The sequence below is a fragment of the Nocardia sp. NPDC050175 genome (assembly GCF_044459885.1).
Taxonomy (GTDB): Bacteria; Actinomycetota; Actinomycetes; order Mycobacteriales; family Mycobacteriaceae; genus Nocardia.
Genome location: NZ_JBITJI010000021.1, coordinates 25974 through 39903, shown reverse-complemented (window position 1 = coordinate 39903; position 13930 = coordinate 25974). Strand labels below are relative to the sequence as shown.

General features: G+C 67.2%; 13 protein-coding genes. 7 read left to right on the top strand and 6 right to left on the bottom strand.

The window, feature by feature from the left end:
- Positions 1–2: 2 nt before the first annotated feature.
- A complete protein-coding gene (locus ACIBK2_RS43300; protein ID WP_396976656.1) occupies positions 3–497 on the top strand; it encodes a hypothetical protein in 495 nt (164 codons plus the stop codon).
- Between the two features lie 107 nt (positions 498–604).
- On the opposite strand, the gene ACIBK2_RS43295 is transcribed toward ACIBK2_RS43300, so the two are convergent.
- The 3 genes from ACIBK2_RS43295 to ACIBK2_RS43285 all read right to left on the bottom strand — a co-directional run bounded on the left by ACIBK2_RS43295 (position 605) and on the right by ACIBK2_RS43285 (position 2754).
- A complete protein-coding gene (locus ACIBK2_RS43295; protein ID WP_396976654.1) occupies positions 605–1138 on the bottom strand; it encodes a DUF3145 domain-containing protein in 534 nt (177 codons plus the stop codon).
- Positions 1139–1233: 95 nt separating this feature from the next.
- A complete protein-coding gene (locus ACIBK2_RS43290) occupies positions 1234–2067 on the bottom strand; it encodes a serine hydrolase domain-containing protein (protein WP_396976652.1) in 834 nt (277 codons plus the stop codon).
- Positions 2068–2127: 60 nt separating this feature from the next.
- Positions 2128–2754, bottom strand: coding sequence for a winged helix-turn-helix transcriptional regulator (locus ACIBK2_RS43285; RefSeq protein WP_396976650.1), 627 nt, complete (start codon positions 2752–2754; stop codon positions 2128–2130).
- A gap of 185 nt (positions 2755–2939) precedes the next feature.
- On the opposite strand from ACIBK2_RS43285, the gene ACIBK2_RS43280 reads away from it, so the two are divergent.
- From ACIBK2_RS43280 to ACIBK2_RS43265, 4 genes are all read left to right on the top strand, one after another.
- Positions 2940–4364: an MFS transporter gene (locus ACIBK2_RS43280; protein WP_396976648.1), complete on the top strand. Its 1425-nt coding sequence runs from the start codon at positions 2940–2942 to the stop codon at positions 4362–4364.
- A gap of 70 nt (positions 4365–4434) precedes the next feature.
- Complete coding sequence (locus tag ACIBK2_RS43275; protein ID WP_396976646.1) at positions 4435–5625, top strand: serine hydrolase domain-containing protein; 1191 nt, start codon at positions 4435–4437, stop codon at positions 5623–5625.
- A 105-nt stretch (positions 5626–5730) separates the two neighbouring features.
- On the top strand, positions 5731–6231 hold the full coding sequence (locus ACIBK2_RS43270; protein ID WP_396976644.1) for a GNAT family N-acetyltransferase: 501 nt from the start codon (positions 5731–5733) through the stop codon (positions 6229–6231).
- Positions 6232–6318: 87 nt separating this feature from the next.
- On the top strand, positions 6319–6678 hold the full coding sequence (locus ACIBK2_RS43265) for an iron chaperone (protein ID WP_396976642.1): 360 nt from the start codon (positions 6319–6321) through the stop codon (positions 6676–6678).
- 47 nt (positions 6679–6725) lie between these two features.
- On the opposite strand, the gene ACIBK2_RS43260 is transcribed toward ACIBK2_RS43265, so the two are convergent.
- The 3 genes from ACIBK2_RS43260 to ACIBK2_RS43250 form a co-directional block, all read right to left on the bottom strand.
- Positions 6726–7856, bottom strand: coding sequence for an NDMA-dependent alcohol dehydrogenase (locus ACIBK2_RS43260; RefSeq protein WP_396976640.1), 1131 nt, complete (start codon positions 7854–7856; stop codon positions 6726–6728).
- A gap of 145 nt (positions 7857–8001) precedes the next feature.
- Positions 8002–8532 carry a DinB family protein gene (locus ACIBK2_RS43255; RefSeq protein WP_396976638.1) on the bottom strand — a complete coding sequence of 177 codons (531 nt, stop codon included), beginning with the start codon at positions 8530–8532 and terminating at the stop codon, positions 8002–8004.
- Between the two features lie 71 nt (positions 8533–8603).
- Positions 8604–9668 carry a phosphotransferase family protein gene (locus ACIBK2_RS43250; protein ID WP_396976636.1) on the bottom strand — a complete coding sequence of 355 codons (1065 nt, stop codon included), beginning with the start codon at positions 9666–9668 and terminating at the stop codon, positions 8604–8606.
- Between the two features lie 80 nt (positions 9669–9748).
- On the opposite strand from ACIBK2_RS43250, the gene pabB reads away from it, so the two are divergent.
- Together pabB and ACIBK2_RS43240 are read left to right on the top strand one after the other, a co-directional pair.
- Positions 9749–12022, top strand: a complete 2274-nt coding sequence (pabB, locus tag ACIBK2_RS43245; RefSeq protein ID WP_396976634.1) for an aminodeoxychorismate synthase component I — start codon at positions 9749–9751, stop codon at positions 12020–12022.
- A 113-nt stretch (positions 12023–12135) separates the two neighbouring features.
- The gene (locus ACIBK2_RS43240) at positions 12136–13929 is read left to right on the top strand and encodes a TerD family protein (protein WP_396976632.1); all 1794 of its coding nucleotides are present in this window, start codon (positions 12136–12138) and stop codon (positions 13927–13929) included.
- The last annotated feature ends 1 nt before the right edge of the window (position 13930 follow it).

Genomic DNA, 13930 nt, shown 5'->3' with positions numbered 1-13930 from the left:
TCGTGGTGGCGGCGCTGGGGTTGGCCGCCGGGTGCGGAGCCGAGACACACTCCGATTCCGCACCCCCCGCACCGGCGACGAGCGCATCGGTCGCGCCCGCCCATGCCGAATCGAAGACCGAGACGACGGCGGACCCCGCCGACTACCAGAGCGGTTACGGCACCACCTTCAAGTCCCCGAGCGGACAGTTTCGGTGCAGCATCGTCGACGGTCACGCGGGCTGCAACGGACAATTCCCGCCGAATGTCCCGCTGGTCCGCGATTGCGCGGGCCGGCTGAGCGAGCCCAACACGATCTCCGTGTCGCGTGGCAATGAGGGCGGTTTCGTCCAGTCCTGTTCGCCAACGGCCGCTGCCGATTCGAAGATCTTGCCCTACAACGTCGTCCTGCGTATTGCCCAGACACAGTGCGTGATTCATGAACAAACCGGCGTCAGCTGCGAGACCGGCGATGGGCACGGATTCACCGTGTCCGATAACGCTTACACGCTGAAGTAGGGACCGCGGCGTGCCGCTGAACGCGCTCGAATAGCGCGAGGTCGCCCGGGAGCAGGCCGGAAAGGATTGCAGTGCAGCAAACCTCGGCTAACCGGAGTGTCGTGGGACTAACCCACGTCCCGTCGAAGCCAGGTGACCTCGGCGCCGGATTCGGTTCCGTAGCGGTAGATCTCCAAATCTTCGTCCCAGGGGGTGCCGAGGGCGCGGTCTATTTCGGCGGCCAGGTCGTAGGTGTTGTATTTGCCGAGTTCGCCTGCGGCTTGGAGCATTGCGCGTATGCGCATTTCGCCGAGGGTGACGTCGCCGTTGGCACTGGTCGATCCGTGCCAAAGCCCCAGTCCGGGGACGAAACAATAGCGTTCGCCGTCGACTCCTTCGCTGGGGTCTTCGGTGACCTCGAAACGCAGGACGGGCCAAGAGCGCAGGGATTGGGCGATGCGGGCGGCGGTGCCTACCGGGCCGAGCCATTCGCTGGTTGCCCGGAGTTGGCCGTCGGCGGGTTGGGCGGTCCAGCGCAGCTTCGCGGGCGAGCCGAGCGCGGAGGTGAGCGCCCATTCGACGTGCGGGCACACCGCAGCGGGCGACGAGTGGATGTACACCACACCCGCCGTCACGTCCGCGAACTGACTCGATGCGCGCACTACTAACACCTCCAGCGTCGACGGGGGACGTCTTCCCCAACGAGCCCGTCTGCTGGTGTTGCCTGAGTGTACTGGAGTGCCCGATGTTACGTGTGTTACTTCACCGCCGTGTTGCGTGGGAGTGTCGCCTCCGCAATAACGGCATCACTGAGGGGCGGCCAGGCTGCTCTCGCCCAGTCGCCGAAATTCTGGTCGGTCAATACGAGACACGCCAACGACGACGCGGGGTCCACCCACAGAAAAGTCCCGGACTGCCCGAAATGACCATAGGTTCCCCCCGAATTGGTGCTCCCTGTCCAATGCGGAGTCTTCCCGTCACGAATCTCGAACCCCAGACCCCAGTCATTGGGGCGCTGCGAACCGTAACCGGGTAGCACGCCATTGAGCCCAGGGAATTGGACCGAGGTCGCCGCGGCGTGCGTCTGCGCGGAGATCAGCTGCGGGTTCAGCAATTCCGCCGCGAAACGCGCCAGATCGGCGGCGGTCGACCGCCCCGCGTGCCCGGCGGGCCCGGCCAGCACCGAATCTTTCATGCCGAGTGGCTCGAATACGGCGTCGTGCAGGTATTCGTCGAACGCGATCCCGGTCTGCTCGGTGACGAATCGCGCGAGCACCTCGAATCCGACGCTCGAGTAGATACGGCGAGTGCCGGGCGCGGCCTGGATATCGGTGGTGTCGAAGGCGAGCCCCGAGGTGTGCGCGAGCAGATGCCGCACGGTCGAACCGGTCGGCCCCGCAGGCTGATCGAGTTCGATCGCCCCCTCCTCCACCGCGACGAGCACCGCATACGCCACCAGTGGCTTGGTCACCGACGCGAGCGCGAACACCCGGTCTATTTCGCCCTCGCGCACCGTCTCTCCGTCGCGGGTGACGATCGCGCCCGCCGCATGCCGGACCGGCCAATCCCTGATCTGCTCGAGTGAACCCACTCAGCGAGCGTACGAGAAGAACACCGTCGCCAGCCACCGAGCACCGAACGGAGCCGCCCGTCAGGCGGCGAAGACGGTGCGGACGACGGACTCGTCGCCGTCGACCTCGACCAGTCCGAGGGCGCGGGCGTCGCTGAGGGTGATCGCGCCTGCGGCGAGGCCGAGAATGTAGGCGGGATCGGCGCGCACGGTGGCGTCGAGTTCGCGGCCGTCCTGCGGGCCGACCTCGAAGCCGGAGCGCGTTGCACGGAGTTGGAAGGGCGGGTCGCCGATCTCGAGACCGACCGTCGCCGAAGTGCGGACCTTGACCCGGGTATCGAGCAGCGCGGGTACGGCGAGGGCGAGCCACTCGGGACGGAAGGAGTCGCCCTCGGGGCCGCGCAACATCAGGGGGACGGACCAGCGGAGCAGACTCTCGATCGGCTGGCGTAACTCGGCACCCCATGGGGTGAGGGCGTATTCGACCACGCTGCCCGTGCCGGCTAGTCGCCGCTCGACCACGCCCGCGGCCTCGAGGTCGCGGAGTCGGTCGGCGAGCAGGTTGGTCGCGATGCCGGGGAGTCCGTCGATCAGGTCCCGATAGCGGGCGGGGGCGATGAGGAGTTGGCGGACGATGAGCAGGTTCCACCGATCGCCGACGACCTCTAGGGAGCGGGCTAGCCCGCAGTACTGGCCGTAGCTACGCATCGCAATTCCTCACTTGAAATTCTCCAGTGCATATGTAATATTCAAGCAAATCTTAGTCGAGAGCACGTTTCGAACAGGTTCGCCGCCGAGTTCGCGGCGTTCGACGATGACAATCTCGTGTCGCCGGCGGGGCTGGTACCGGTGATCACGTTCGCCGAAGGGGGCACCTAGTGATGACTCGCGCGATGGAAAATCCATCCGTCCTCTCGACCTGGCGCGGCAAGCTGATCCTCGTGCTGCTGTGCTCGGTCGGTTTTCTCGATTTCATGGACTCGGTGATCGTCAATGTGGCACTACCGTCGATCCAGCATCAGCTCGACTTCTCCGAGCAGGGCTTGCAGTGGGTCGCGACCGGCTATCTGCTGACCTATGGCGGGTTCATGCTGCTCGGTGGTCGCGCGGCAGACCTGATCGGGCGCCGGCGAGTCCTCGTCGTCGGTGTGGTCGTATTCGCCCTGGCATCCCTGGTCGGTGGGTTCGCCAGCACCGCGCCGTTGCTCGTCGGTGCCCGTCTGGTGCAGGGCGCGGGCGCGGCGTTGATGATGCCTGCGGCGTTGTCGCTGGTGACGACCACCTTCGAGGAAGGTCCGGATCGGCATCGAGCGTTGGGTGCCTGGGGTGCGATGATCGGGCTGGCCTCGACCGCGGGCGTCCTGCTCGGCGGGGTGCTGACCGAGTACTTCGGTTGGCGGGCGGTGTTGCTGATCAACCCGATCATCTGTGTGGTGCTGTTCGCGTCGATCTATCGGCTGCTGCCCGATGATCGACACCGCGCACCGAGCCGGGACTTCGATACCGCCGGTACCGTCCTCGGCACGGGTGGCGTGCTGCTGCTGGTCTATGCGGTGGTCGAGGCACCCCACGCGGGCTGGGACTCGCTGAGCACGATCGGCCGCCTTGCCGGTGCGGCGCTGCTGCTGGTTTTGTTCGTGGTGAACGAGTACCGGCATCCGAATCCGTTGATGCCGTTGTCGATTTTCCGGGTCCGCGGTCTCGCCGCCGCCGATGCCACCCAGTTGATCGCGATCGCCGGATTCCTGTCGATGTTCTTCTTCCTCACCCTCTACATGCAGAACGTGCTCGGATATTCCGCGCTGAAGACCGGCCTGGTCTATCTGCCACTGACCTTCGGCGTCGGGATCGGTGCCGGTGGCTCGACCAAACTGATTCCGCTGATCGGTACCCGGCCGTTGATCGTGGGTGGCTGCGTACTCGCCGCTATCGGTGTGTTCCTGCTCTCGCGGCTGCCGGTCGATGGTGAGTTCCTGACCGACCTGCTGCCCGGCATGATGGTGGTGGCGGTGGGCCTTGGCACGGTGTTGGTGTCGGTCACCAATGCGGCCAACGCTGGCGTATCACCAGACCAAGCAGGGCTCGCGGCGTCGTTGCTGAACAGCTCCCAGCAACTGGGTGGCGCGCTCGGCCTCGCGGTACTGACCACCCTCGCGACGTCACACACGACCCATCTGCTGCAGGCCGGGACGGCTCCGCCCGAAGCGCTGGCCGCCGGATTCGGTCGCGCATTGCTGGCCAGCAGTATCGCCGTCCTGATCGCGGCGGTGATCGGCTTGCGTACCTACAACACCCGCACCAACGACGCACCCATGTGACCATGCCCGTGACTGAGCGCGGGCTTCCTCGCCACCATCAACGACGGGACGCCCGCGCTACGCTGCGACGGTGAACAGGCTAACGATCCACGGCGAGGTCGAGTCCGGGTTCGAGCCCGTCGCCGACGCCTTCCGGCGTAACTTCGCCCAGCACGGCGAAATCGGTGCCGCGGTCGCGGTGTACGCGGGCGATCGGCCGGTGGTGGATCTGTGGGCGGGTCATCGCGATCGGCACCGGACGCTGCCGTGGGAACGGGACACGATCGTTCCGGTGTTCTCCTCGACGAAGGGCATGGCCGCGTTCACCCTCGCGGCGGCGGTGTCGAAGGGGCTGCTCGACTACGAGCAGCCGGTGGCGAAGTACTGGCCGGAGTTCGGCGCGCATGGCAAGGACAAGGTCACCGTGCGTCAGCTGATCGATCATCAGGCCGGGCTTTCGGGCCTGGATTCGGTGGTGCGGCTGAGTCAGATCGCGGACCTGGACGGGCTCGCGTCGATCCTCGCCGCGCAGAAGCCCGCGTGGCAGCCGGGCACCCGGCACGGTTATCACGCGATCACCCTCGGCCTGTATCAAGGCGAACTGCTGCGCCGGGTCGACCCGCAGCACCGCACGCTCGGCCGAATCTTCGCCGAGGACTTCGCGAAACCGCTCGGCCTGGATTTCTTCATCGGCCTGCCCGCCGATCAAGGATTGGAGCGCATCGCCACCATGACCGCCACCCGCGGCATGGACGCCCTGCGCTACGAACGTGACGTCCCGCTGCGCATCGGCGCCGAGTTCGTCGCCAAGCGCGGGTTCGCCTACGCCGCGCTGAGCAATCCGCGCACGGGCAGTCCCGCGCGGGCGACGCGACGCGAATTCCTCGAGGTGGAACTGCCCGGCTCCAACGGCGTCGGCAATGCCCGATCGCTGGCCCGCGTCTACGGCGCAGCGGCAGGCCGCACCGGCGCGCTCCCGATCGGCGACACCGTGCTCGGCCGGCTGGCGGCCGCGGACACCGCCGACGACGTTCCCGCCGGAGACCTGGTGCTGCACATCAAGACTCGCTACCACCTAGGCTTCCGCAAGTCCGGCGGCGAGTTCCGCTTCGGCTCCGACAAGCGCGCCTACGGCACCACCGGCCTCGGCGGTTCCTTCGGATTCGCCGACCCCGCAACAGGTCTCGGCTTCGGCTACTCGATGAACCGGCTCGGCCTCGCCGTCCTCGACGACATCCGCAGCCGCAACCTCCGCGAGGCCGTACTCCGCTGCACGCGCTGACCGCCGCGCACGCGTTTGCCTGCCGCGCACGAAATCGTCGGCAATTTCGTGCGCTCGGAAACAATGGGTGCGCGGCGGAAGCGTTGTCGCCGCTAGCCTGACGCGGTGCCTGCTTCTGACTCGTGGACTGTCGCGCCAGAAGACGTCGACTCCCCCGCTGCCGCGATGCTGTGGCGCGCCTATTACACCGAAGTCAGCGACCGGTGGTACCAGCTGCATGAAGGGCGGGCGACCGATCCGGCGGAACTCGAGCGCGGGATCGCAGCGACGAGCGGGGCCGAATTCACGCCGCCGCGCGGGGTATTGCTGGTTGCCCGGTATGCGGGCGAGCCTGTCGGTACGGCCGGGGTGCAATTGCTCGATGACACGACAGCGGAGCTGGGCCGAGTATTCGTCCTCGCGGCCGTGCGCGGACAGGGTGGCGCGGCACTTCTCGTCGCGGGCGCCGAGCATCAGGCGCGCATGCTCGGCGCGGACAAGATCGTGCTCGATACCCGGCTCGATCTTGTCGAGGCCAGGGCGCTGTATGCCCGGCTCGGGTACGAGGAGTCGACGCCGCACAACGACGAGATGTATGCGGAGTGCTGGTACAGCAAGAAGCTTTAGTCGAGGGTCCGGTCCTGCTTACACTGACGATGGCTCCACCATTTTCAGCGCTTCGATCGATACCAGAACACGGAATCGAGGGACCTCGTGGCAGAGCAGCCCGCAACCATCGACACCTACATCGCCGCGTTTCCCGAAGACGTGCGCGGCATCCTCGAGGAAATCCGGCACACCATCCAGCGCGCCCTGCCGGACGCGACGGAGGCGATCAGCTACGACATTCCGACCTTCGCGGTGAACGGCCACAACACCGTCCACTTCGCCGGTTGGAAGAAGCACATCAGCCTCTACCCGATCCCGGACGGCGACAAGGCCTTCAACCGCGCCGTCGAACCGTACCGGGCAGGCAAGGGAACGCTGAAGTTCCCGCTGACCAAACCCATCCCCTACGACCTGATCGCCCAGGTCGCGACAACGTTGGCCACCCGCCTGGTGGCCAAGCCATAAAGACAGCGCTCGTGACCCAGCTCGGCCGGGTCACGAACACGCTCGTTTTACCAGTCGGCTTCGGTGTATTTGATGATGCCGCGGATGTTCTTGCCGTCCAGCATGTCCTGGTAGCCCTGGTTGATCTCCTCCAGGGCGTAGGTGCGGGTGACCATGTCGTCGAGGTTGAGCTGGCCTGCCTTGTACAGCCGGAGCAGGTTCGGCGCGTCCTGGCGCGCGTTGCCGCCGCCGAAGATGGTGCCCTTCACGGTCTTCTGCAGCATGGACAGCAGGAAGCTGTTCATCTTGACGTCGCCCGCGTCCATCCGGCCCATCGAGGTGACGACGAGCGTGCCTGCCTTGGCGGTGAGGATCAGGCCCTCTTCGACGTAGTCGCCGTGCATTTCGCCCATGGTGAGAATGACCTTCTCGGCCATCCGTCCCTCGGTGGCTTCCAGCAGCGGCATGATCGCGGCGGCCATGCTCTCGTAGGTGTGCGTGGCGCCGAACTTCTGCGCCTGCTCGCGCTTCCACGGATTCGGGTCGATGGCAACGACTTTCGACGCACCGGAGAGCACCGCGCCCTGCAGCGCGCTCATGCCGACGCCGCCGATGCCCGCGATCACCACGGTCTCACCGGGCTCGACCTGCGCGACGTGGGTGGCCGAGCCGAAGCCGGTGGGCACGCCACAGCCGACCAGGCAGGCCACCTCGAACGGGATGCTCGGGTCGATCTTCACGACCGAGGTGTGGTGCACCGTCATGTACGGCGCGAACGTGCCGAGCAGGCACATCGGGATGACGTTCTCGCCGCGCGCCTGGATCCGGTAGGTGCCGTCGCTGATCGCCTGACCCATCAGCAGTCCCGCACCCAGATCGCACAGCGCCATATTGCCGCTCACGCAGGACGGACAGCGCCCGCACGCGGGAATGAACGACAGGATGACATGATCACCCACCGCCAGATCGGTGGGACAGTTCGGCCCGAGCTTGGTGATCACGCCCGCGCCCTCGTGCCCGCCCATCACCGGGAAGGCGGGCATCGGCGTCGCGCCGGTGACGATGTGATGATCCGAATGGCACATGCCCGCTGTCTCCAGCCGGATCTGCACCTCACCGGAGACCGGATCGCCGACCTCGATCTCTTCTACCGACCATGGTTGGTCGATCCCCCACAGGATCGCGCCCTTCGTCTTCATTCCTGTCGACCCTCTCGCATGCACGTGCTTATATGTGACTGCACCCACACTAAGGCAAAAGTGGAACGCGTTCTAGTACCGAGTTGAAAATTCAGCGGTACCGGCGATCGGGGGTCCGGAACACGTTCTAGTCCTGGTGCGAATATCAGCCGCGCACGTCGTGCACGTGGTGGACCAGGTCGTGGATGAAGTAGCGCGCGAACGAGTCGACCGTGAAGTCGGCCCCGTCGCTGCGTTCGCCGCGCCGGCCTCGTTCATCGAGCGGAACCGACTCGAAGGCGTGCGCGATCGCCTCGGCCGCGGCGGCGAGTTCGATGGCGACCCGCGCCGGGTCCTGCTGGTCGTACCGATCGGTCACGGCGGTCTCGTCCTGGTCCCAGTTCGCGAAGCGCGAGTCCGGGCCGTCCGCCGTACCGCGCAGCATCTCCGCGAGGCGGGTGTCGAAGAGTCGGCACACATCGCGGACGTGCGCGCCGTACTCCAGCGACGACCAGGTCGAGTCGTCCGGGCGGACCCGGGCATCGGGACGGGCGAGCACCTCGGCGAAACGCGACGCGGTCTCGCGCGTCAGCGGCGGCACATCCTCGTACCGGACCGCGGCGGGGTCGAAACCGCATTCGGCACAGGCACGTTCGAGCACCCAGGTCCAGTTCTTCACATCAGGAACGATCGGCATGCGGCAAACTTAACCTGGCCGGATATCATCAACCACAGATATTCAGCCAACTGTCGGCAACATCCCGACATTCACTCCATCAACTGCTGCGCCCGCTCGAACAACTCCAGCGTGATGGCGTGCAGGAAGTCGCCGACCTGCTTGGGCGCCTTGCCCGCGAACGCACGGGCGTGCGTGCCCTCCAGCACGATGCCGAGCTTGAAACAGGCGAGCACGGTGTACCACGGGACGACGCTGAGGTCGCGATCGGAGAACTTGCCGTAGTGGGCCACCATCTCGTCCGGAGTGGGCAGCCCGCCCGCGGCACCGAGCTTGCCGACCAGCGCGGCGCCGGTGCTGCCCGGCTCCGGCCTGGTCGCGATCTGCCAGCCGAGATCGAGCAGCGGATCGCCGATGGTCGACATCTCCCAGTCGACCATGGCCGCGACCTCCGGGCCGTCGAAGGAGAACATCATGTTCGCGAGGTGGCAGTCGCCGTGCAGGATGCCCGGCGTCCACTGCGCGGGCCGATTGCGATCCAGCCACTCGCCGGTCCGCTCGACGCCGGGGATCTGCGGGCCGGGGTAGCCCTCGTTGGCCGAGTACGACTCGAGTTCGCCGAGCCAGCGCGGCACCTGACGCTCCAGAAAGCCGTCGGGCTTGCCGTAGTCGGACAGGCCGAGGGCCTGATAGTCGAGCGCGCCGAGCCGGGCGATGGCCTCGACCGCGGACAGGCCCATCTCCTTACGGATCGCCGGATCGCCCGCGTGTAGCCCCGGCAGTTCGTTGGCCGGATTGAAGCCGTCGATCGGCTCCATCAGATAGAACACCGCGCCGATCACCGAGTCGTCGGGGCAGGCGGCGATCACCCGCGGCGCACGCACATCGGTGCCGTTGATCGCGCCGAGCAGCCGGGCCTCACGCCGGATCACGTCGTTGCTCTTGGTACGCAGGTGCTTCGGGCCGCGGCGCAGCACGTAGTCCGTGCCGCCGCGACCGAACCGGAGCATGACGTTCTGCGTCCCGCCGCCGAGCGCGGTCACCTCCTCGAATTCGCCTGCGGGCAGGCCCTGCTCATCCATCCACTTGCCGACGAGGGCGAAGTCGACGAGTGCACGATCCACGCCAACCGGTTGCGCAACAGACATGTCCAACATTGTGCACCACCCGTCGAACCGAACTGAGGGCACTAGACGACAGTTGAGCCCCACCGGCGCGGCGTAGGGTTTCGAGCACCATGCGCACGTTGTTGATCGACAATTACGACTCGTTCACCTATAACCTGTATCAGCTGATCAGCGAGGTGAACGGCATCGAGCCGACTGTCGTGCGCAATGACGAGGTCGGTGAGCTGGAATTGGCCCGCTTCGACAACATCGTCATCTCGCCCGGACCGGGCAGGCCGGACGTCGCTCGCGATGTCGGCATCTCGGCCGCGGTGATCCGCGAGACGGATCTGCCGTTGCTCGGCGTATGCCTCGGCCATCAGGGCATCGTGGTCGCCGCGGGCGGGACCGTCGCGATCGCCCCGGCCGCGCGGCACGGCTACCTCGACCGGATCGAGCACGACGATCAGGACCTGTTCGCCGGCCTGCCCCAGGGTTTCACCGCCGTCCGATACCACTCGCTGTGTGCCGAACAGCCGCTGCCGGACAGCCTGGAGGTCACCGCGACGGCCGCCGACGGGGTGATCATGGGGGTGCGGCATCGCACCCGGCCGCAGTGGGGCGTGCAGTTCCATCCCGAGTCGATCGCCAGCGAATACGGTGCCGCGCTGCTGCGCAACTTCGCGAAACTGACTGCGGCACACCGGGCGCGGGCGACCGGCCGGACTACGGCGTCGGGGCGACCGGACCAGGTGACCATGCGGCTGCGGCCCGTCACCATCATCTCATCGGACAGCGCGCAATCTCGTTTGGAGACAACACAATCCACGCTGTCCCCCGAGCAATTCCCGGCCCTTGTCGAGCAATTCGGCGCGCTGGGCAGTGGTTTGCTCAGCGGCAGTGGTTTGCTCAGCGGCGCAGCCGGTTCGGCGCGACCGGAGATCCTCGATCGCTACGGCGGCCCGCCGCGACACTGGCAACTGCAGCACGCCGTGCTCGACCGGCCGATCGATACCGAGAGCGCGTTCGTCCGGCTGTATGGCAACTCCCCCACCGCTTTCTGGCTCGACAGCGAACACGTCGAGCCGGGCCTCGACCGGTTCTCGTTCCTGGGTGACGCGAGCGGACCGCTGGCCGAGGTGGTGCGCTACCGGGTCGGCACGGGCGAGGTGACCGTCGAATCGTCGGACGGGAATCGGCGCGTGGTCGCCGGTGGCGTGCTCGACTATCTGGCCGCCGAGCTGCGGCTGCGCCACCTCGAACTGCCCGATCTGCCTTTCGATTTCGCGGGCGGGTACGTCGGGTACCTGGGTTACGAGGTGAAGGCCGACACCGGCGGACAGGCGGCCCATCGAGCGCCGACACCGGACGCGCAATGGATCTTCGCCGACCGGATCGTGGTGGTCGACCACGTCGGCGGCCGCACTCATCTACTGTCGCTGACCGATTCGACAGCCGATTCGCTGCGCGCGGGCGCCGACTGGCTGCGCGACACCGGCGAAACCCTGGAAACCCTTCCGACATGGGCGAATCCACCGACCCTTGAAATGCCGTCGGACGGCGACGTGGTCGAGCCGCTGCTGACCCGCGGCCGGGAACGCTACCTCGCCGATATCGCGATCTGCCAGGAACGGCTGCACGCGGGCGAGTCCTACGAAATCTGCCTCACCGACAGCGTCACCGTGCCCGCCGTCGAGGACGGCGGCCTCGACTTCTATCGCACGCTGCGCCGCTGCAATCCGGCGCCGTACGCGGCGTTCCTGCGCTTCGACGACCTCGAAATCGCCTGTTCCTCACCGGAACGCTTCCTGAAGATCGACCGCAGCCACACGGTGGAGAGCAAGCCGATCAAGGGCACCGCCGCGCGCGGCGGCTCGCCCGCCGAGGACGAACGGCTGGCGCGCGAGCTGGCCGACAGCCCGAAGACCAGGGCCGAGAACCTGATGATCGTCGACCTGCTGCGCAACGACCTGGGCCGGGTGTGCGAGATCGGCAGCGTGCACGTGCCGAAGCTGATGGCCATCGAGTCGTATATGACCATGCACCAACTGGTTTCCACGGTGCGCGGCACGCTGCGTCCCGGCGTCGGCGTGATCGACTGCCTGCGTGCGTGTTTCCCCGGCGGCTCGATGACCGGCGCGCCGAAGCTGCGCACCATGGAGATCATCGACGAGTTGGAGACCGAGGCGCGCGGCATCTATTCGGGCACCATCGGCTTCCTCGGGCTCGGCGGCACCGCCGACCTCAACATCGTCATCCGCACCGCGGTGCGCTACGACGGCCGCTGGCGGATCGGCGCGGGCGGCGCCATCGTGCTCGACTCCGACGCGGAGGACGAATACCACGAGATGGTGCTCAAGGCCGCCGCCACGTTGCGCGCGGCGGCGGACCGCGTCGCTCGCTGAATCAGCGCCCGCTGAATCACTGCAAGAAATCCCCCGCTGACGGCGCGCGGCCCGCCGAGTAGCGGGGTCGGCTGAGTCGGCGTGTCGGAGGGTCGTGGCATAGTTCGAACACGATGAAACTCAGCAAAGGCGCCAATGCAGCGGTACCGACATCCCTTCTTGCCGTGGTTGTTTCGTGGCGGTCGGAACACGCGGTAGACGCGCATGCCCTCTTGCTCGGCGAGTCGGGCACGGTCCGCACGGATCGCGATCTGGTGTTCTACAACGCCCCGCGCCATGTTTCCCAGGCGGTGACCCTGGATCAGGAGCCCGCGCCGCGGACCGCCCGGCTGAGCGTTTCGCTGCCGCGCACCGAGTCGGACGTGGCGCGGATCCTGATCACCGGATCGATCGACGACGGCACGTTCGGCGACCTCACCGGCCTGTCCCTCACCATTCACGACGCGCACGGCCCGATGGCCGGGTTCGAGATCGAGGACGCCGACCCGGTCACCGCGCTGATGTTCGGCGAGTTCTACCGCAGGGACGGACAGTGGCGGTTCCGCGCCATCGCCCAGGGCTGGTCCACCGGATTGCCTGGGCTGGTCACCGAATTCGGCGTCAGCGTCGACGAGCGGCCGCGAACGTCGCACCCGGCGAACCCGTTCGGCGGACGCGCATCGCAGCCGCCGACGCTGGAGCGCATTCCCGTCGACGGCGACTCGTTCGAGCAGGAGGCCCCGACGAATCCTCGAATGCGGCACACAGATCTGCTAGACCAGCCCGCGACTCGCTCGCACCATCAACGCCCGGTCGATCTCGCACGACGCCTGGCCGACCCGGTACCCGCGCCCGCCCCACCGCCGAATCCCGAACTGGCCGACTGGCATTCGGACCCGGAGAACCCGGACCGGCTGCGGTGGTGGGACGGCACCGAGTGGACCAGCGCCACCCACCATCGACATCAGCCCCGCGACCGGCACTGCGACCGCTGCGGAAACCTCCGCCGCCGCAAGATGTTCGGCGGTCTCGCACCGTGCCAGTCGTGCGAAACGGAGATCGAGGAGTTCCTGACGCACTGGCACACCCAGGCGTGGCGGGTGCTCACCGCGCACGGGCCACGCGGGCCCGAGTGGGCGTCGCTGTGGGCGTCGTTGCGGTATCAGCGAATAGAGGAGAGCGCGGGCCGCGAGGCGTTGCGCGACGCGGGCCTCAGCTACGTGGAGCGGTTGGTCACCTTCACGTTCGCCGACGGCGAGGTCGAGCACGACGAGCTGGCCGCGTTCGAGAACGCCGTCACCGAACTGGCACTGGCCGGTCCCTTGATCGAGGACCTACGTCGCCGAATGCATCGCGGCCGCACCCTGTCCCGGCTGCGCGCGGGCGATCTGCCGGTGATGCGGACGCCGGGCCTGCACCTCGATCCCGAGGAGAAGGTGCATCTGGATCTGCCCGCCGTGCACGTCCGCCAGCTGGCCCGTGGCCCGCGGCTCACCGAGGGCCGGATGATCGTCAGCAACAAGAAACTGCGCTTCGTCGGCGACGGCACGGGCACCGAATTGCTGTGGTCCCGCGTCGTTTCCGTGCATACCGAGCAGAACGCGGTGGTGCTCGCGGCGACCTCGTCGCGCGGCGGCGCCACCTTCACCGTCAGCGACCCGGACTACGTCGCCGCCGCGCTCGAGGGCGCGCTACGGGTGGCCAAGCGCCTGATCCTCACGCCAGGCCAGCTCGATACCCGCAGTATCCCGCAGGAGGTGAAAGCCGAGGTCTGGCAGCGCGACGGCGGCAAATGCGTCGAGTGCGGCGACAGCCACTACCTCGAGTTCGACCACATCATCCCGCTCAGCCGCGGCGGCGCCACCAGCGCGACCAACCTGCAGATCCTGTGCCGCGCCTGCAACCGCGCGAAGGGCGCGCGCATCTGAG

What these genes read in the sequence shown, in the direction of transcription:
- ACIBK2_RS43285 (WP_396976650.1), bottom strand. Translation starts at nt 2,754, where the DNA reads ATGCGTAGCTACGGCCAGTACTGCGGGCTAGCCCGCTCCCTAGAGGTC.
- ACIBK2_RS43280 (WP_396976648.1), top strand. Translation starts at nt 2,940, where the DNA reads ATGGAAAATCCATCCGTCCTCTCGACCTGGCGCGGCAAGCTGATCCTC.
- ACIBK2_RS43260 (WP_396976640.1), bottom strand. Translation starts at nt 7,856, where the DNA reads ATGAAGACGAAGGGCGCGATCCTGTGGGGGATCGACCAACCATGGTCG.
- ACIBK2_RS43255 (WP_396976638.1), bottom strand. Translation starts at nt 8,532, where the DNA reads ATGCCGATCGTTCCTGATGTGAAGAACTGGACCTGGGTGCTCGAACGT.
- ACIBK2_RS43250 (WP_396976636.1), bottom strand. Translation starts at nt 9,668, where the DNA reads ATGTTGGACATGTCTGTTGCGCAACCGGTTGGCGTGGATCGTGCACTC.
- pabB (WP_396976634.1), top strand. Translation starts at nt 9,749, where the DNA reads ATGCGCACGTTGTTGATCGACAATTACGACTCGTTCACCTATAACCTG.
- ACIBK2_RS43240 (WP_396976632.1), top strand. Translation starts at nt 12,136, where the DNA reads ATGAAACTCAGCAAAGGCGCCAATGCAGCGGTACCGACATCCCTTCTT.